This is a genomic window from Glaciecola sp. 1036 (genome assembly GCF_050306235.1).
In the GTDB taxonomy this organism is placed as follows: domain Bacteria; phylum Pseudomonadota; class Gammaproteobacteria; order Enterobacterales; family Alteromonadaceae; genus Glaciecola.
In genome coordinates this window covers 69,300-87,157 of the sequence record NZ_JBLWFH010000011.1, presented here as the reverse complement: position 1 = coordinate 87,157, position 17,858 = coordinate 69,300, and the positions used below count along the sequence as shown (strand labels likewise).

General features: G+C 41.5%; 16 protein-coding genes. 13 read left to right on the top strand and 3 right to left on the bottom strand.

The annotated features are described in order from the left end of the window. Positions 1-51 precede the first annotated feature (51 nt). Complete coding sequence (gene rsmI / locus ACNKW3_RS15360) at positions 52-888, top strand: 16S rRNA (cytidine(1402)-2'-O)-methyltransferase (protein WP_427400203.1); 837 nt, start codon at positions 52-54, stop codon at positions 886-888. Between the two features lie 31 nt (positions 889-919). On the opposite strand, the gene argR is transcribed toward rsmI, so the two are convergent. Continuing rightward, the gene (gene argR, locus ACNKW3_RS15355) at positions 920-1,384 is read right to left on the bottom strand and encodes a transcriptional regulator ArgR (protein ID WP_427400202.1); all 465 of its coding nucleotides are present in this window, start codon (positions 1,382-1,384) and stop codon (positions 920-922) included. A gap of 196 nt (positions 1,385-1,580) precedes the next feature. On the opposite strand from argR, the gene mdh reads away from it, so the two are divergent. The 3 genes from mdh to ACNKW3_RS15340 all read left to right on the top strand — a co-directional run bounded on the left by mdh (position 1,581) and on the right by ACNKW3_RS15340 (position 5,541). Beyond that, on the top strand, positions 1,581-2,519 hold the full coding sequence (gene mdh / locus ACNKW3_RS15350; protein ID WP_427400201.1) for a malate dehydrogenase: 939 nt from the start codon (positions 1,581-1,583) through the stop codon (positions 2,517-2,519). A gap of 149 nt (positions 2,520-2,668) precedes the next feature. Further along, on the top strand, positions 2,669-4,555 hold the full coding sequence (locus ACNKW3_RS15345; RefSeq protein ID WP_427400200.1) for a M1 family metallopeptidase: 1,887 nt from the start codon (positions 2,669-2,671) through the stop codon (positions 4,553-4,555). Positions 4,556-4,812: 257 nt separating this feature from the next. After that, positions 4,813-5,541, top strand: a complete 729-nt coding sequence (locus tag ACNKW3_RS15340) for a hypothetical protein (protein ID WP_427400199.1) — start codon at positions 4,813-4,815, stop codon at positions 5,539-5,541. Positions 5,542-5,606: 65 nt separating this feature from the next. Here ACNKW3_RS15340 and ACNKW3_RS15335 read toward each other — a convergent pair whose 3' ends face one another. Together ACNKW3_RS15335 and ppc are read right to left on the bottom strand one after the other, a co-directional pair. Beyond that, a complete protein-coding gene (locus ACNKW3_RS15335) occupies positions 5,607-6,119 on the bottom strand; it encodes an RNA methyltransferase (RefSeq protein WP_427400198.1) in 513 nt (170 codons plus the stop codon). A 3-nt stretch (positions 6,120-6,122) separates the two neighbouring features. After that, positions 6,123-8,738: a phosphoenolpyruvate carboxylase gene (gene ppc, locus ACNKW3_RS15330; RefSeq protein ID WP_427400197.1), complete on the bottom strand. Its 2,616-nt coding sequence runs from the start codon at positions 8,736-8,738 to the stop codon at positions 6,123-6,125. A gap of 196 nt (positions 8,739-8,934) precedes the next feature. Here ppc and ACNKW3_RS15325 point away from each other — a divergent pair, with 196 nt between their 5' ends. The 9 genes from ACNKW3_RS15325 (at position 8,935) to nqrE (ending at position 17,845) form a co-directional block, all read left to right on the top strand. Further along, positions 8,935-9,555: an FKBP-type peptidyl-prolyl cis-trans isomerase gene (locus ACNKW3_RS15325; RefSeq protein ID WP_427400196.1), complete on the top strand. Its 621-nt coding sequence runs from the start codon at positions 8,935-8,937 to the stop codon at positions 9,553-9,555. A gap of 168 nt (positions 9,556-9,723) precedes the next feature. Further along, the gene (locus ACNKW3_RS15320) at positions 9,724-10,248 is read left to right on the top strand and encodes a TRAP transporter small permease subunit (protein WP_427400195.1); all 525 of its coding nucleotides are present in this window, start codon (positions 9,724-9,726) and stop codon (positions 10,246-10,248) included. Continuing rightward, entirely contained in the window at positions 10,248-11,621 is a 1,374-nt protein-coding gene (locus ACNKW3_RS15315) for a TRAP transporter large permease (protein ID WP_427400194.1), read from the top strand. The genes ACNKW3_RS15320 and ACNKW3_RS15315 overlap by 1 nt, the downstream gene beginning before the upstream one ends. A 20-nt stretch (positions 11,622-11,641) precedes the next feature. Further along, complete coding sequence (locus ACNKW3_RS15310) at positions 11,642-12,727, top strand: TRAP transporter substrate-binding protein (RefSeq protein WP_427400193.1); 1,086 nt, start codon at positions 11,642-11,644, stop codon at positions 12,725-12,727. A gap of 539 nt (positions 12,728-13,266) precedes the next feature. Continuing rightward, positions 13,267-14,607: a Na(+)-translocating NADH-quinone reductase subunit A gene (locus tag ACNKW3_RS15305; RefSeq protein ID WP_427400192.1), complete on the top strand. Its 1,341-nt coding sequence runs from the start codon at positions 13,267-13,269 to the stop codon at positions 14,605-14,607. Between the two features lies 1 nt (position 14,608). Continuing rightward, positions 14,609-15,829 (top strand): NADH:ubiquinone reductase (Na(+)-transporting) subunit B, encoded by a 1,221-nt coding sequence (locus ACNKW3_RS15300; RefSeq protein ID WP_427400191.1) that lies wholly within the window; start codon positions 14,609-14,611, stop codon positions 15,827-15,829. Next, positions 15,819-16,589, top strand: coding sequence for a Na(+)-translocating NADH-quinone reductase subunit C (locus ACNKW3_RS15295; RefSeq protein WP_427400190.1), 771 nt, complete (start codon positions 15,819-15,821; stop codon positions 16,587-16,589). The genes ACNKW3_RS15300 and ACNKW3_RS15295 overlap by 11 nt, the downstream gene beginning before the upstream one ends. Positions 16,590-16,598: 9 nt before the next feature. Continuing rightward, the gene (locus ACNKW3_RS15290; RefSeq protein ID WP_427400189.1) at positions 16,599-17,231 is read left to right on the top strand and encodes an NADH:ubiquinone reductase (Na(+)-transporting) subunit D; all 633 of its coding nucleotides are present in this window, start codon (positions 16,599-16,601) and stop codon (positions 17,229-17,231) included. Positions 17,232-17,236: 5 nt separating this feature from the next. Beyond that, positions 17,237-17,845, top strand: coding sequence for an NADH:ubiquinone reductase (Na(+)-transporting) subunit E (nqrE, locus tag ACNKW3_RS15285; protein ID WP_427400188.1), 609 nt, complete (start codon positions 17,237-17,239; stop codon positions 17,843-17,845). Positions 17,846-17,858 lie beyond the last annotated feature (13 nt).

The window sequence follows — 17,858 nt, the reverse complement described above, 5'->3', positions numbered from 1 at the left end:
AAAGTCGGTATACTATCGTCCTTGATAATAAAAACAAATTTGGAGTGTAAAATGTCTGCTGGCACTTTATATGTTGTACCTACACCCATTGGCAACTTAGGTGATATGACGCCTAGAGCAATCGAAGTGTTAAATGAGGTTGATTTAGTAGCGGCAGAAGATACAAGGCATTCCGGTAAGTTGTTTCAGGCCTTTGATATTAAAACCCAAGCCTTTAGTTTGCATGATCATAACGAAAGGCAAAAAACCGATTATATTATCGAGCAATTAAAGCAAGGAAAAAATATAGCCTTGATTTCAGATGCGGGTACTCCGCTTATCAGTGATCCAGGCTTTGGTTTGGTTCGCGCCTGTCGACAACAGCAGCTCCAGGTCACAGCCTTACCTGGCGCTTGTGCTTTAACTACAGCTTTAAGTGGCGCAGGTCTGCCAACGGATAGATTTACATTCTCTGGTTTCTTGCCGGTAAAACAGCAAGCAAGATTACAAGCGTTAGAGCAAGCAGTGAACTCGGGAATGACTTGTGTATTTTATGAATCCCCTAAACGCATACTGGGGACGGTTGAAATGATAGATTCCCAATTCGAAGATGTGCAAATAGTGGTCGCCAAAGAATTATCCAAGACCTTTGAACGTTATGTGGGTGAAACACCGACTGAGGTCTTGTCTTGGTTAACGGCGTCGGCGAGCCATCAAAAAGGAGAGTTTGTTGTTATTCTGTATAAGGCTAAAACCCAATTGGAAACCCTGCCTCCAGAAGCCTTAGCACTTATGCACAAGCTTGCTGACCTGTTACCGCCGAAAAAAGTCGCAGAGATAGTAGCAGAGCATTATCAACTGAATAAAAAGGAAATCTACTCGCAACTCATAGCCAGTAAAGATAGTTAGGTATACCTACAATTCTATGCTGAGAGTACAGCTATACATTATCGAATAGGTCTTGCACTCGTTGCCGTATGGTTTCAATCTTGGATATGTCTACTGGTGCAATAAAAATCGTATCGTCACCAGCTATTGTGCCCAAAACGCCATCAGCCGTACCTAACGAATCTAAAAGGCGTGCAATTAATTGAGCGGCGCCTGGACTGGTACGAATAATGATCATGGCGTTGTTGTGGACTATATCTAACACTAACTGTTTTAGCGGACTCTTAGCGGTCGGCATGCCAAGTTCTGGTGGTAAGCAATAGACCATGTCGCCTCTAGCATCTCTTGCCCTTACAGCGCCAAATTTGGACAATAATCGGCTGACTTTAGATTGACTAATGTTATCAAAGCCTTGGGCTTTTAGGGCACTAACAATATCACCTTGAGAGCCATAACTCTCTGAATTCAACATCTCTTTAAAGGCTTTTATTAAAGTGTCTTGTTTGTTAGTACTCATAAACTGTTATGCTCCGCAACAGTACAAAAAGAAGAGTTATTCTGCCCGATGGATGCTGTTTAGGCAATCGCAAAGGCATTCTATTGGTATCAAATGGATAAAAATTTTCAATCAGACTATTGGGTGATTGAGATTTATCCCTATTTAGATTAATCTCACGCACAAATTTTTTTGCCGTTAATTCAGGAGAGGAAACATGAAAGTAGCCGTATTAGGCGCAGCAGGTGGTATTGGTCAAGCATTATCATTGTTGCTTAAAACCCAACTACCCGCAGGTTCAGAGTTATCTTTATATGACGTAGCACCGGTTGTACCTGGTGTTGCAGTAGATTTAAGCCATATTCCAACTGACGTTGCGGTTAAAGGTTACGGGAAAGATGAGTTAGCAGATTCCCTAACAGGTTGTGATATTGTATTAATTCCTGCTGGCGTACCTCGTAAGCCAGGAATGGATCGTTCTGATTTGTTTAACATCAACGCTGGTATCGTAAAAAATCTAGTAGAAGCTTGTGGTGATAACTGCCCAGACGCTTGTATCGGAATTATCACTAACCCAGTAAATACTACTGTGGCAATTGCCGCTGAAGCATTAAAAGCAAAAGGCGTGTACAACAAAAACAAACTTTTTGGTGTAACAACCCTTGACGTTATTCGTTCTGAAACCTTTGTTGCTGAATTAAAAGGTAAGAGCACATCAGAAGTTCATGTACCTGTAATTGGTGGACACTCTGGTACTACTATTCTACCTCTTCTATCTCAAGTAGAAGGCGTTAGTTTCAGTGACGACGAAGTTGCTTCATTAACCAAACGTATCCAAAATGCAGGTACAGAAGTTGTTGAAGCCAAAGCTGGTGGCGGTTCTGCTACTTTGTCTATGGGTCAAGCAGCTGCAAGATTCTGTTTGTCTTTGGTTAAAGCAATGCAAGGTGAAGCTGTAACTGAATATACCTATGTTCAAGTTGATGGAAGCGATGATGCTCCTTTCTTTGCTCACCCAGTACGTCTTGGTAAAAATGGCGTAGAAGAAATTTTACCATATGGCGAATTAAGCGCGTTTGAACAAAAAGCGAAAGAAGACATGCTTGATGGATTACGTGGTGATATTCAATTAGGCGTTGATTTCGTTAATAACTAATCAGTACTTAGCCTTATAAAAAGAGCCAGCATAGATTGCTGGCTTTTTTGTTTTAAATCGTCAACTATATCTTCCAGCAACGCAAAATCCGCAAGCTAGGTAAAAAGAAAAACAAGCAGTAAATAAAAAATAAATAGGACAGAGAAATAATGAATAAGCATATAATTGCCGGCCTGATTATGGCGGGGAGTTTATTTGGATGCTCAGATGTAACAACATCTGAAAGCCAAGTTGAAAAGGCAGTAGAACCCTTAGAGCAACATATAGAATCTGGTACGGATTATCATTCTTTTGCAAACCCAGATGAAATGATAGTGCGTCATATCGATTTAGATATTAGTGCTGATTTTGATCAAAAGCAGCTCTACGGAACAGCAACCTTAACTTTTGAGCGCGTAAAAGAAAACGCCCATCAGCTAATCTTGGATACTCGAGAACTGGACATCAAGCAAGTTTCTGTAAATGATCAATCCGTAGATTTTTCTATTGGTGAAGAAGAACCTGAATTAGGTCAAGCCCTTAATATAGAAGTAGGCACCAGTGCTAATCAGGTTACCATTGAATATGCGACTTCACCGGATGCCTCAGGTGTGCAGTGGTTAACGCCAACTCAAACAGCAGGCAAACAACATCCATTTTTGTTTACACAAGCACAGGCTGTGCATGCGAGAAGTTTTATTCCGCTACAAGATACACCTCAGGTTAGAGTTACTTATGCAGCAACTATACGTACACCGACGGAACTTTTAGCTGTCATGAGTGCGGCCAATGACCCTGAAACTGAACGCGATGGCGTGTATAACTTCAATATGCCGCAACCAATTCCATCGTATTTAATTGCGTTAGCCATAGGCGATCTTGAATTTAAAGCCATGGGACAACGCACCGGCGTATATTCAGAACCCGCCATTTTAGACGCAGCTGCTGAAGAGTTTGCTGACACTGAAGCTATGTTAGAAGTGACAGAAAAAACCTATGGTGATTACAGTTGGGACAGATATGACCTACTGATTCTACCTCCTTCTTTCCCGTTTGGCGGCATGGAAAACCCTAGATTATCTTTTATTACCCCCACAGTAATTGCGGGCGATAAAAGTCTTGTTGCCTTGATAGCCCATGAGTTGGCCCATAGTTGGTCTGGTAATACAGTGACCAACGCGACTTGGCGCGATTTGTGGTTGAACGAAGGTTTTACCACTTATTTAACCTACCGCATCATGGAAATGATTTATGGAAATGACAGATACAACATGGAAGCTGTATTAGGTTATCAGGATCTACAAGCGGATATTGAGAGTTTGCCTGAGAATGACCAGATTATGGCGATTGATCTTCGGGGGCGTAACGCTGATGATGTGTTCTCAAATATCCCTTACGAAAAAGGTGCTTTGTTTTTACGAGAGATCGAACAAAAAGTGGGTCGAGATAACTTTGACCAGTTTTTACTCGATTATTTTGCTCATTTTGCCTTTCAAAGTATCACCACGGACCAATTTATTGACTATTTAAATCAGACCCTGATTGCAAAATTCCCACAGCAATTAAGTAAAGAGCGTATCCATCAATGGATTTTTGAACCAGGAATTCCTCAAGGTGCACCTGTACCCGTATCCGATGCTTTTGAAAAGGTAGATCAAGCTAGAACCGCTTGGCTTGCCGGCGACCTTCAAGCCACAGACATTGAAACAGACAATTGGACAGTGCATGAATGGCTATATTTTTTAAATAATATGCCAGAAGTGTTAACAGCGGCCCAATTGGATGCACTTGATAGCAGCTTTCAATTAACCCAAAGCAGGAATAATGAAATTGCACATAGTTGGTTAATGATCGCGGTGGCGAATGAATACAAGCCCGCTTACGACCGTTTATACACTTACCTTGTATCTATAGGGCGTAATAAACTAGTGAAACCGCTATATCGTGAACTAGCTAAAACGCCTGAAGGTAAAGCTTTCGCAAAACGTGCGTTTGAAGAAGCAAAGCCGGGATATCATCCCTTAACGGTAAAAGCGAATGAAGACTTTTTTGAATAATTAGCTTTTTTCTAAACCGCCAAGCCAATACCTATCCAGGGTATTAGCTTGGTCTAGGTTTATGACGATAACTAACATTTATCGTTTAGCCTTCCACCTGCAATCTGTTTGGTAAAAGGCCTTTATTACAATTTAATCAGTAATATTTGCATTATTGGTTTTTCTTAAAATTTAACCCACTGAAATATATAATAATTATTCAGGCACTCTTTGTGCATTCTGGTCCTTGATATTAACGCGTTAAATGGATCACAAATATGAAGATGTACTGTAAGATGTTATTGAGTTGCTTTTTGTTGTCGCTTATTTCAGTTGCAAACGCAGCTTACCTTACCTATGACAACATAGCCGGAGGAGAAAACGGCATTAGAGTGTCAGGGCCTGTTAATTATACCTTTGGCTATTCTGAACCTAAATATAAGGGAGCGGTAAATACATCTGGTCCTGACGACAAATTTTTCGACAAATCCCACGAACAAACGGCCATGGCGTCAATTGCACTAGCACCTCTCAATTCGTCTTTTTATGATGGAGTAAATGAAACTATAACGGGCGTGAGCAGTTTCAAGGTAACTGATACAGGGCTAAACTGGAGTAACACAGATTCACAGTCTTTTAGTTCACAAGCTTTAACCTTTTTAGACACTAGTTCCCTAAGCAACTCTGGAAATTCAAATCTGACAACCGAACTACAGGAGAGCAGCAGCTTTGAGAAAACTAATCTGGCAAACGATAATTCGCGTGTTGAAACAAGCTCTGAATTAAATAATGGTGCACTCAGTCGGGACAATCCGCAAAGAGATGGTGAAGTCATCATTTCTCAAAAACAAGCATTAGATTTAGTGTCTAAAGAAAAAGCGGATGACATTAGGGAGTTTCAGGTTGAAACTAGTTCCCAACAACTTCTAGCTTCAAGCGTAAATGCACCAACGGCACTATTTTTTGTGCTAACTGCGTTTGGCATCTTGTTCTTAAGAAGAATCTGAGTCAGCTTTTTACCTGTTAAAGACTTAACTTGGATACTAATTTGGCCTAGTGGCTAACTAGGCCTTTAGTCTTTACGCCAAGTCAAATTATTATTATTGTCTCTGGCCTTATCCATCGCATCTTTTGAATTATCGTAACCTAGTTTTACTGATCTATCATAAAACAAAACACTGGCTGTGGCTGCAAGATTTAAATTACTGCGGCAGGGGATATAAACAACGGCATCAGCTTTGTTGACAATGGCTTGAGACACGCTTCCGTCTTCCGGGCCTAAAATATAAAAAGCATTTTCGGGGTGAGAGAATTCAGGTAAAGGAAGTGCATTTTCGACCAATTCTACCACTACAATTTTGGCGCCTGCGGGCACAAAATCGAAAAGGTTTTCAACCCCTACGGTGGGAATTTTTTTGCGAAATTCTTTGGTATCTTGCGCAAACTGAGGATGATTATCTTTAGCAAATCGAAACCGAGTGCCAGTGTAAAAAATCGCACTAGCACCGAAACAGCCTGCTGCTCGAAGAATAGCGGCTACATTGGTAGCCGCTTTAGGATTTATTAAACCGATACTAAAAGGCATAGGTTAACCTGTGTTTCGAATTCCCACAGCAATACCCGTAATCGCTACCATCATGGCGCGCTCTAGAGTGGTCACATCATCATCGGTGTAATTTGATGCTTCAGCTTTACGGATGCGATCAAGTAACTCGATTTGCAGATAATGCAGAGGTTGTAAGTATGTTGCTCTAATATTCATTGATGTGCGACCGTGAGGATCATCTTCCATCATATGCTCGTGACCAGTAATGGTCAGCAAGGTTTGCATACTTTCTTTTAACTCTTCGCGCAAAGCTTCGCCAAAATGAGCGAGTTCTTTTGGCACTAATCGCTTGTCGTAGGCTTCAGAAATACTAGGCGCGGCTTTTTTGAATACCATGTCGAGCATTGATAATCGAGAGGCGAAGAATGGCCATTGCTCAATCATTTCTTGAACCGTAGCTGCATTCTCTTCAGTGTTAACGGCTTTGACTGCACGCATAACGCCTAGCCAACTTGGCAGTACTAAACGGGTTTGTGCCCAAGCGAAGATCCAAGGGATCGCTCGAAGACTCTCAATTCCGCCTTGGGGTTTGCGTTTTGCCGGGCGACTACCTAAGGGCAGCTTACCCAATTCTTGTTCAGGCGTCGCGACGCGGAAATAGGGCACGAAGTCCTTGCTCTCTCGCACGATGCCGCGATAGTTGTCGCGCGCCTTATCTGCCATTTCGCCAATGATTTCACGCCATTCCTGTTTAGGTGCAGGAGGCGGTGAGGTTAAGGCTTCAACCACTGCAGATGCATATAAGGATAGACTTTTCTTGGCTAATTGTGGCATACCGAATTTATAGCGAATAGTTTCACCTTGCTCCGTTACCCTAAAGCCACCATCCAGAGAGCCTGGTGGTTGAGAATGAATGGCAGCTTTTGCTGGTAAACCCCCACGACCAATAGTGCCGCCGCGACCATGGAAAAGGGTTAGTTCGATATTCTGCTGTCGGGCTAGATTAACTAAAGCTTCTTGTGATGTGTACTGAGCCCAGCCGGCAGCAAGTGAACCCGCATCTTTAGCTGAATCCGAATATCCTATCATCACATATTGACGACCGTTGATATATCCGCGATACCAATCAATATCCAATAAAGACTGCATTACACGTGGAGAATTATTTAAATCGTCCAGTGTTTCAAATAATGGTGCTACTGGCATCGGCCAGTCGACGCCTGCTTCTTTCAATAAAAGTTGCACGGCTAATACATCAGAGGGCTCACTGGCCATGGATATAATATAAATACCAAAACCAGCCTTATCATTTTTTGCGATTACTCGGCAAGTATCTAATACTTCTTGGACTTCTTCAGAAGGCGTCCATTTTTGGGGTATCAATGGGCGACGAGAGCTTAACTCTCGTAACAAGAAAGCTTGTTTATCAACCTCCTCCCACTGATTGTAGTCGCCTAGACCCAGGTATCTAGTCAATTCACTAAACACGTCGGCATGACGCTGACTGTCTTGTCGAATGTCGAGTTTTAATAAGTTTGTGCCGAAAGCGTAGGCACGTCTAATGGTGTCTAGCAGCAGTCCGTCTGCAATCACACGCATGCCACACTCGCATAACGACTCATAACAAAGAGTCAGCGGGGTTAATAGTTCATCATTTGATTGCACCCATTCACTTGCATCAACGCGCCCTTCGCGCGTAAGTTCAAATTTATCAATCAGGGGTTTAATTAATTCTCTGTAAGGTTCTTTTGCGTCACCGACTATTTCTCGAACACTAGCATTGCATTTATTCATCGATAGCTCGACAAACAATTGGTTGAGGTCTTGTAAGAACAACTTCGCCGCTCGACGTCTTGCTCTAAAGAGTACTTCTTGAGTCACTGTAGATGTTACGAATGGATTACCGTCGCGGTCTCCACCCATCCAAGAACCAAATTGTACAGGTTTCGCGTCTAACGCTAAAGATTGTTGAAAATTCGTTTGCAAGAAATCATCTAGATCACGCATAAAATCAGGAACGGCTTCCCATAGTGAATTTTCAATGACTGAAAATCCCCATCTAGCCTCATCTACAGGAGTAGGGCGCACTGAGCGAATTTCTTCTGTATGCCAAGATTGTGCAATTAAATCGCCTATTCGAGATTTCACTCTGCGCTGCTCGACTTCGGTTAATTCGCTACTGTGGAGTTTCAATAATTGACTGGCTAATTGTCTGTGCTTATGAATATTGGTTCTTCGCGTCACCTCCGTTGGGTGAGCTGTTAATACCAGGTCAATATTAAGCTTATTAATTGCCGCTTGAATTTTATCCGCTGGAATATCGTCTTTGCGTTCGATGAGCTTGTCTAAATAAGTTTTTAAACTTTGTTCTTGCTGGGCTTCAGTATTAAATTCCTGCTCAGCAATATTGGCCAACGTCAAAAATTGGGCAAAGGCTCGTGCTATGGTTAACAGTGATTGGTTATCCAATGATGAGATAGTAGCAGCGAGCTTTTTAGTGCAATCTTCGTTGCCATTAGAGGAGGCTCTGCCATCGTGGCGAATTGCTTCTATTCGTTCAAGCCATTCAGTACCTAATTCAGCTTCTATAGTTTCACCTAAAGTGGCGCCTAAATACTTAATAGTATCTTTTAATTGAGCGACGAGATCTTGCTTCATAATGACTAAATTTCCTTTTTTATTGGCGCTGATTGTCTTAATTTAGCCTGTTTTGTAGGCCTTTTGCAATTAAGACAACAAGCATTAAACTGCGAAATTTTCGTAATATTACTACATTTTTGTTCGAATTAGGATTGAATTTCAGAATATGGTATTCTTATATCTTTAAACTTTAGAAAAACAATCAAGGATTTTTGTGAGCGAAAAATATTCTAGTATCGAAGAGCATGCCAGTTATGGTATCGGTTATCAAATGGGTCAACAACTAGCATCTAATCCATTTGAAGGTATGGCTTTAGAGGTAGTTATTGCGGGTATACAAGACGGTTTTGGCGGTCAAGCGCCTCAAGTAAGCAATGATGAGCTACGTGTTGCCTTTAATGAAATTCATCAACGCATGCAAGCGGCAAAAGAAGAACAATTTGCTGCTGTGGTTGCCGAAGGTGAGTCTTATTTAGCGGAAAATGCTAAAAGAGATGAAATTACAGTAACCGAGTCTGGTCTTCAATACGAAGTGTTAGAAAAAGGCGACGGCGCCAGCCCTTCTGCTGCATCTACAGTAACCACTCATTATCATGGCACCCTAATCGATGGAACCGTGTTTGATAGCAGTTATGACAGAGGTCAACCTGCTCAATTTCCAGTAAATGGTGTTATTAAAGGTTGGACGGAAGCCCTTCAACTTATGTCTGTTGGTGATAAGTGGCGCTTGCATATTCCTCATCATCTCGCTTATGGGGAGCAAGGTGCAGGTGCTGCAATTGGTCCATATTCAACCTTGGTATTTGATATAGAACTATTGGAAGTAAACGCCTAGTTTTATTATTTTAGAGTTAGCAAGCGAGAGCTTGCTGACTCAGTCTGACTCAAATATTCAACAATCTACACAATATCATTCTGATTCTAATTAAAACCCCTTTCTAAGATTTTCAAGTGTTTAACTTTGTGACACAATGCGGCTACAAAAAAATAACACTAATTCATTATGTTACTTAAAATATCTGCGTTCATAGACAGTATTAATAGTCTCATGGGGCGGTTTATTAGTTATGCCACTATTGTGATGGCGCTATTAATGTTCATTATTGTGGTATTGCGTTATGGCTTTAACCTCGGATGGATTGCACTTCAGGAATCGGTGACCTATCTTCATGCCGCAGTATTTTTACTCGGCGCAGCTTATACCTATCAACAGGATGGTCACGTAAGAGTCGATATATTTTACCGCAGGTTCACTAATCGCAAAAAAACTTGGGTAAACTTACTCGGTAGCTTGTGTTTTATGTTGCCTGTAAGCCTGTATATTGCAATTGTGTGTATTGATTATGTTGCCGAATCTTGGTCTCTGCTTGAAGGGAGCATGGAGCCTGGAGGGCTACCTTTGGTGTTTTTACTTAAAACCTTCATATTTTTATTTTCCTTGAGTTTGGTGATCCAAGCTGTTTCTGAAATTATCAAACACACCTTGTCGCTTTTAAATACGCCAAGCGTAATCAAGGAGACACCTTAATGGAATGGTTATCTCTACTCCTATTTGTCGGTGTCTGTGGTGCATTACTTTTAGGATACCCTGTGGCATTAACATTGGCTGGCGTGTCTTTGATATTTGCCGGACTAGGTGCTTTATTTGGGGTTTTCGATGCAAATTATCTGTTAACTGCACCCTCTCGATTATTCGGAATTGTTAGTAATACTACCTTGATAGCAGTGCCGCTCTTCGTGTTTATGGGGATAGTGCTAGAGCGCGCAAAAATAGCAGAAGATCTATTAACCTCGATGTCAGCGTTGTTAGGTCGATTCAAAAGCGGTCTGGGCGTTTCCGTAGTCATCGTAGGTATGTTGTTGGCGGCAAGCACCGGCATAGTGGGCGCAACCGTGGTCACTATGGGGTTGTTGTCCCTTCCAACCATGTTGAAACGTGGCTATTCACCTGCCTTAGCAACAGGAAGCATTTGTGCTACAGGCACCTTAGGGCAAATTATCCCGCCGTCCATTGCACTGGTTTTATTGGGGGATGTGCTAAGTAGTGCATATCAAAAAGCCCAATTAGATATGGGAATATTTTCACCGGATAGCGTATCTGTGGGGGACTTGTTTGTTGGAGCAATAATTCCAGGATTAATTTTAGTCGTAATGTACCTTTGTTATTTATGGGGAGTCAGCGTTTTTTCTCCCCACCAAATCCCTGATAAAGGACAAGAAAACGAACATGGCTCACTGGCTAATTTATTAAAAGCTCTTGTGCCGCCGCTGTTACTTATAGTGACGGTTTTGGGTTCAATACTCTTAGGTTATGCTACTCCGACAGAAGCTGCTGGTGTTGGCGCTGTTGGAGCTCTCGTCTTGGCTGCATTTAAACGTGCATTAAACAAAGAAAATCTTAAACACGTCTCCCTAGAAACGACTAAAGTAACTTGCATGGTATTTCTGATTTTAATTGGTGCCAGTATCTTTTCGTTGGTTTTTAGAGGCTTTGGTGGTGAGCATTTGCTCAAAACCTTCTTTACGCAGATGCCTGGTGGGGTAGTCACGGCAACCTTGTTGGTCATGCTAATCATATTCTTACTAGGATTTATTTTAGATTTTATCGAAATCACCTTTGTTGTAGTCCCAATTGTAGCACCTATACTAATTGTCATGGGTGTAGATCCTTTATGGCTGGGCATTATGATAGCGGTTAATTTACAAACCTCCTTTTTAACACCTCCGTTTGGTTTTGCTTTGTTTTATTTGCGAGGAGTTGCAACCGAGGTAGTGAAAACAGAACACATTTATAAAGGTGTAATCCCATTTATCATCATTCAATTAAGTTTGCTTATTTTATTAGCAGTATGGCCAGAATTGGTGACTTGGCTTCCAGATAAAATTTATCCGGATAACTAGGCAATAGAAGGAGTTAGGTAATGAAAAATATTCTTAAAATAATTAGTCTTGTAATGCTAGTTGGAATGCTATGGGCTTGTGGTGGTGACGAAAAAGCAACACCCACAGCAACAGAAACTAAAGTTTATAAATGGAAGTTAGTCACTTCTTGGCCTAAGAACTTTCCCGGTTTAGGCAGGGCCCCAGAAACATTTGCTACCTATGTGAATGAAATGTCAGGGGGAAGGCTTCAAGTTACCGTTTATGGTGCAGGTGAGCTTGTACCAGGGTTCGAAGTGTTTAACGCTGTGTCTAGTGGCAGCGCTGAAATGGGACATGCAGGTGCCTATTATTGGAAAGGAAAGATTCCCGCTGCGCCAATATTTTCTGCGATTCCTTTTGGTATGAACGTAACTGAAATGAATTCATGGTTACAGTATGGCGGAGGAATAGAATTATGGCGCGAGTTATATGAGCCCTTTGGCGTCATTCCTTTCGCCGGCGGTAGCACTGGGGTGCAAATGGCGGGTTGGTTTAAAAAAGAAATTAACTCTATAGACGATCTCAAAGGATTAAAAATGCGGATTCCTGGTTTAGGAGGAGAAGTATTTAAAGAAGTTGGGGGCTTGCCCGTAACTTTGACCGGAGGAGAAATTTTTACTGCTTTGCAAACAGGTGCTATAGATGCAACAGAATGGGTAGGACCCTACAACGATCAAACTTTCGGTTTATACAAAGCTGCCGAATATTATTATCACAGTGGCTGGCATGAACCAGGAACTACGCTAGAATTTATCGTTAACAAAGCTGCATATGAAGGTTTGCCTCAAGACCTCCAAAAGATTATTGAAGTTGCGACCCGAGCGGTCAACCAAGATATGTTAGATGAATATACCCAGGCCAATTACAAAGCAATGCAGCAACTGCAAGATGAGCATAATGTGGATGTAAGACCTTTGCCAGCAGACGTAATCGAAGCGTTAAAAGTGGCAACAAAAAAAGTCATGCAGGAAAAGCGAGCTGAAGATCCTATGTTTGACAAAGTATACACTTCATATGAGGCGTTTTATCAAGGCGTGAAAAAGTATCACCAGATGTCAGAGCAAGCCTATTATGAAAATCGTTAACTTTGGTTGGCGTTTTTTTTAAGGGACTGTCTACAACAAACCTTGTGAATTAGTGATAAACGAATTTGAGTCTTTAGCGAATAATGAGTGCGTATTTAGGGGAAAACCTAAGGTTTTATGAAACGGCTACTGATTTTTCAGTTGGCCGTTTACATAATTGCAACAAATTCAAGAATTTTAGTGATTTCCTTTGTAACTCTTGTGGCAAAACGGCAACTGGAATGTAAACTTAACAAAATTGTCAGAAATATTAAGCTATTGGTATAATTCCGTTAGCGTTTTATGCTTGGTTAGTGCTAAAATCGCGCCACTCAAACGCCCAATGCGTTTCCACGCTTTCATTTTCTCGCGGAATATTGGCGTTGGTGTCAAAAATGTAATTAAAAACAACAGAGAAGCAGTTTGTTTAGGGAGCTATACTTAGACAAGTGTTTTTATGTGTGTAGGCTAAAATATCTAATGGAATAGGTGCTAATTTAAACGCGCTTAATGTGTAGGCACGTTTAAATTGGTTTCTATTTAAGAGTAGTCAATTGCGTATGATAAAGATAAAGAAAGGTCTAGACCTTCCAATTACAGGCGCGCCAGAACAAAAAATCGTAGACACAGTCTCGGTTTCTAAGGCAGCCATACTTGGAGAGGAATATAATGGTATGCGTCCGACTATGCACGTGCAAGTCGGTGATATGGTTAAGAAAGGGCAGTTAATATTTGAGGATAAGAAAAATCCTGGTGTCAAATATACTGCTCCTGCTTCTGGTGAAGTTGTAGAAGTTAACCGTGGCGCAAAACGTGTTTTACAATCAGTAGTTATTGGCATTAAAGGTGAGGAATCAGTCGAATTTAAAAAATTCGAAGCTGCTAGCCTAGCGTCTACAGATCGCCAAGAGATTGTGGATGTTTTAATAGAATCAGGCTTATGGACATGTATTCGAACTCGTCCATACAGTAAAGCCCCTGCCGTTGATTCTACTCCACATTCTATTTTCGTTACCGCGATAGATTCAAACCCCCTTGCAGTCGATCCTGCTATTGTGATTGCTGAACGCCAACAAGACTTCGATAACGGCATTGCTGCCTTGTCGCGTCTTACAGATGGTAAGGTGTTTGTAACTAAAGCAGCTGGCACTACTGTAAATGTGGCTAGCGATAAAGCTGAAGTTCATGAGTTTTCAGGTCCTCACCCAGCAGGGTTAGTTGGAACTGCAATCCATCACTTGGACCCTGTAGGTCAAAATAAAAAAGTTTGGCATGTTAACTACCAAGACGCTATCGCTATAGGCGCTACGCTAACTTCTGGTGAGTTAGACGTGTCTCGTGTGGTGTCTATTGCAGGCCCAATGGCGAGCAAGCCCAAAATTGTAAAAACACAAATTGGCGCTCATGTTGTTGAGCTAACGCAGGGACAATATGAAAATGCACCTGTACGCGTGATTTCAGGTTCAGTGCTAAACGGTGTTAAAGCTGCAGGACCTCACGCCTATCTTGGGCGTTTCCACTTACAAGTGTCTTTGATAAAAGAAGATACTGAGAAACACTTCCTTGGATGGATAACGCCAGGCTCTGATAAACATTCAGTAACTCGCGCTTATCTTGGTCACTTGGCAGGTAAGAAGAAATTCGACATGACGTCTACCACTAATGGTTCTGAGCGTTCTATGGTACCTATTGGTAATTATGAGCGAATCATGCCATTAGATATCTTACCGACGATGCTGTTGAGAGATATTATTTCAGGTGACACTGATAGTGCCCAACAAATGGGTGCATTGGAGCTTGATGAAGAAGATTTAGCGCTTTGTACTTACGTTTGCCCAGGCAAGTATGACTACGGTCCGATCTTGCGTGATTGTTTAACCAAAATTGAAGCAGAGGGTTAAGATGGGTTTAAAAGCATATTTAGAAAAAATCGAACCCCAGTTTGAAGCTGGTGGTAAGTACGAAAAATTCTATGCCCTTTACGAAGCGGCAGCGACTATCTTTTATACACCGGGTAAAGTAAATAAATCTACTACCCACGTAAAAGACAGTATTGACCTTAAACGTATCATGATTATGGTATGGATGGCGACTTTCCCTGCGATGTTCTACGGCATGTACAATGTTGGTGTTCAAGCACAAGATGCAATTGCTCTTGGTGGTGCATTACCTGATATGTGGCAAGCATCATTGTTCACAGCATTAGGTGGCACTCTAGACGCCAGTACGGGAGTGTTGGGTGCTATGTTCTATGGCGCTTGCTTCTTCATTCCAATTTATGCAACAACATTCATTGTGGGTGGATTTTGGGAAGTACTTTTTGCATCAATCCGTAAACATGAAGTCAACGAAGGTTTCTTTGTAACCTCGGTTCTGTTTTCATTGACATTGCCAGCAACTATACCTTTATGGCAGGTAGCCTTAGGCATTACCTTCGGTGTAGTTATCGCTAAAGAAATCTTTGGTGGAACTGGTCGAAACTTCCTTAACCCAGCGCTTGCTGGTCGCGCGTTCTTATACTTTGCTTATCCTGCACAAATTTCAGGTGATAAAGTATGGATTGCTGCGCAAATGCCTGACGGTGTTTCTGGTGCAACTTGGTTAAGTAAATTTACTGCCGCTGAAACTGGCTACGTTAATGGCGAACCTGCGTTAAACTTCTGGGATGCCTTTGTAGGTTACCTTCCAGGCTCAGTTGGTGAAGTGTCTACCTTGGCTATTATGCTGGGTGGTCTATTTATAATATACATGGGAATTGCTAGCTGGCGTATCGTGAGTGGTGTTGCCTTAGGTGTAGCTTTCTTCGGTGGACTTCTGAATATAGTCGGCTCAGAATCCAATGTAATGTTTAACCTGCCTTTCTATTACCATTATGTCATTGGTGGTTTGGCGTTCGGTATGTTCTTTATGGCAACAGATCCGGTGTCAGCATCTTTCACCAATAAAGCAAAATGGATGTATGGTTTCTTCATCGGATTTATGACAATCCTTATTCGCGCAATAAACCCTGCTTTCCCAGAGGGCATTATGCTTGCGATACTGTTCGCTAATTTATGGGCGCCTCTATTTGATTATTTTGTTGCCCAAAGCAATATTAAACGGAGGGTTGCTCGTGTCGGCTAAAAAAGAAACTTTAGGAAAAACTATCGGCGTTGTCGTTGCAGTTTGTCTGGTTTGTTCAATTATCGTTTCGGGTTCTGCTGTTGGTCTTCGCTCATTGCAAGAAACAAACGCAGCCTTGGATAAAAAAACCAATATACTAACAGCTGCTGGACTAATTGACTTGGCAAGTAACAATGAACAAGTCGCTGAAGTGTATAGCAACCGTGTAGAAGAGAAGTTCATTGATATTGCTACTGGTCAATATGTTGACGAGCCTTTCGATGACTATGACATGTACAAAGCGGCTAATAATCCTGACTACACAGTAAGAGTTGAAAATAGTAATGTCGGTTTCCAACGTCGTGCAACAGTTGCTAGTGTTTATCATATAAAAGACGAAAATGGTAATATCACTCGCATCGTTTTGCCAGTACATGGCAGTGGACTATGGGATTTGATGTACGGATTCTTAGCGGTAGATAACGATGGCGAAACAATCCGTGAACTGATTTATTATCAACACAAAGAAACGCCAGGATTGGGTGGTGAAGTTCAAAACCCTGATTGGCAAGCCAAGTGGGATGGTAAAAAGTTATATGATGATTCTGGTGATGTAGCTATTTCTGTTGATAAGAGTATCCCTGATAGTCGCAAGCAATATGCTGTGGATGCACTTTCTGGTGCTACCTTAACCAGTAACGGTGTTGAAAATACGTTAAGATACTGGGCTGGTGAAAACGGCTACAAAAGCTATTTAACTAACCAATCTTGGAAATCATAGGGCACGAACATGGCTGATACTAAAGAAATGAAAAAAGCCCTCTTCGGGCCAATAATCGATAGTAACCCCATTGCATTGCATGTACTTGGTATTTGCTCTGCGTTGGCGATTACAACTAAACTTGAAACTGCTTTGGTTATGTCATTGGCACTAACTTCAGTAGTTGCGTTTTCAAATTTGTTTATTTCAATTATCCGGAATCATATTCCGTCAAGCGTACGTATCATCGTGCAAATGACCATAATTGCATCCTTGGTAATTGTTGTTGACCAAATTTTGAAAGCTTATTCATATGAAATCTCTAAGCAGCTGTCTGTATTTGTTGGTTTGATTATTACAAACTGTATAGTAATGGGACGTGCTGAAGCTTATGCAATGAAGTCCCCTCCTATGATGAGTTTCTTAGATGGCATAGGGAACGGCTTGGGTTATTCATTTATCCTAATCGTAATTGGTACCATTAAAGAGTTATTTGGTTTTGGTACTATCCTTGGATTTGAAATCCTTCCTCTTGTTCAAAATGGTGGGTTCTATCAAGGTAACGGTTTGTTGATTCTACCTTTCAGTTCGTTCTTCTTAATCGGTCTGATGATTTGGTTTATTCGTACCATTCGTCCAGAACAAGTAGAACCTAAGGAATAGTTACTATGGAACATTATATTGCATTAGCTATTAGAGCTGTTTTCGTTGAAAACATGGCTTTGTCTCTGTTCTTAGGTATGTGTACTTTTCTCGCGGTATCTAAGAAAGTCAAAACATCAATGGGTTTAGGCGTTGCTGTAATCGTGGTACTAGGTATTTCAGTACCGGTTAACCAGATTATTTATGTAAACATCTTAGCTCCTGGCGCATTAGCATGGGCTGGATTCCCTGATGCTGATTTAAGTTTCTTAAACTTCTTAACCTTTATCGGTGTAATTGCCGCCTTGGTACAAATTCTGGAAATGTTACTTGACAAGTTTTTCCCTGCTTTATACAACGCGCTAGGGATCTTCTTGCCGCTAATCACCGTAAACTGTGCAATATTCGGTGGTGTGGCGTTTGCAGTTCAACGTGAATACACCCTAGGTGAGAGTGTTGTTTACGGCGTTGGAAGCGGTTTAGGTTGGGCAATTGCTATTGTTTTATTAGCATCTGTTCGTGAGAAGTTAAAATACGCAGATATACCGGATGGCCTTCGCGGTCTAGGTTCAGTGTTTATGATTGCTGGTCTAATGGCATTAGGCTTCCAGTCTTTCACTGGTATATCGTTGTAAGGGGGATTAAATC

What these genes read in the sequence shown, in the direction of transcription:
- ACNKW3_RS15320 (WP_427400195.1), top strand. Translation starts at nt 9,724, where the DNA reads ATGTTACTTAAAATATCTGCGTTCATAGACAGTATTAATAGTCTCATG.
- ACNKW3_RS15340 (WP_427400199.1), top strand. Translation starts at nt 4,813, where the DNA reads ATGAAGATGTACTGTAAGATGTTATTGAGTTGCTTTTTGTTGTCGCTT.
- ppc (WP_427400197.1), bottom strand. Translation starts at nt 8,738, where the DNA reads ATGAAGCAAGATCTCGTCGCTCAATTAAAAGATACTATTAAGTATTTA.
- ACNKW3_RS15345 (WP_427400200.1), top strand. Translation starts at nt 2,669, where the DNA reads ATGAATAAGCATATAATTGCCGGCCTGATTATGGCGGGGAGTTTATTT.
- rsmI (WP_427400203.1), top strand. Translation starts at nt 52, where the DNA reads ATGTCTGCTGGCACTTTATATGTTGTACCTACACCCATTGGCAACTTA.
- ACNKW3_RS15335 (WP_427400198.1), bottom strand. Translation starts at nt 6,119, where the DNA reads ATGCCTTTTAGTATCGGTTTAATAAATCCTAAAGCGGCTACCAATGTA.
- ACNKW3_RS15310 (WP_427400193.1), top strand. Translation starts at nt 11,642, where the DNA reads ATGAAAAATATTCTTAAAATAATTAGTCTTGTAATGCTAGTTGGAATG.
- ACNKW3_RS15305 (WP_427400192.1), top strand. Translation starts at nt 13,267, where the DNA reads ATGATAAAGATAAAGAAAGGTCTAGACCTTCCAATTACAGGCGCGCCA.
- ACNKW3_RS15300 (WP_427400191.1), top strand. Translation starts at nt 14,609, where the DNA reads ATGGGTTTAAAAGCATATTTAGAAAAAATCGAACCCCAGTTTGAAGCT.
- argR (WP_427400202.1), bottom strand. Translation starts at nt 1,384, where the DNA reads ATGAGTACTAACAAACAAGACACTTTAATAAAAGCCTTTAAAGAGATG.
- mdh (WP_427400201.1), top strand. Translation starts at nt 1,581, where the DNA reads ATGAAAGTAGCCGTATTAGGCGCAGCAGGTGGTATTGGTCAAGCATTA.
- ACNKW3_RS15315 (WP_427400194.1), top strand. Translation starts at nt 10,248, where the DNA reads ATGGAATGGTTATCTCTACTCCTATTTGTCGGTGTCTGTGGTGCATTA.
- nqrE (WP_427400188.1), top strand. Translation starts at nt 17,237, where the DNA reads ATGGAACATTATATTGCATTAGCTATTAGAGCTGTTTTCGTTGAAAAC.
- ACNKW3_RS15290 (WP_427400189.1), top strand. Translation starts at nt 16,599, where the DNA reads ATGGCTGATACTAAAGAAATGAAAAAAGCCCTCTTCGGGCCAATAATC.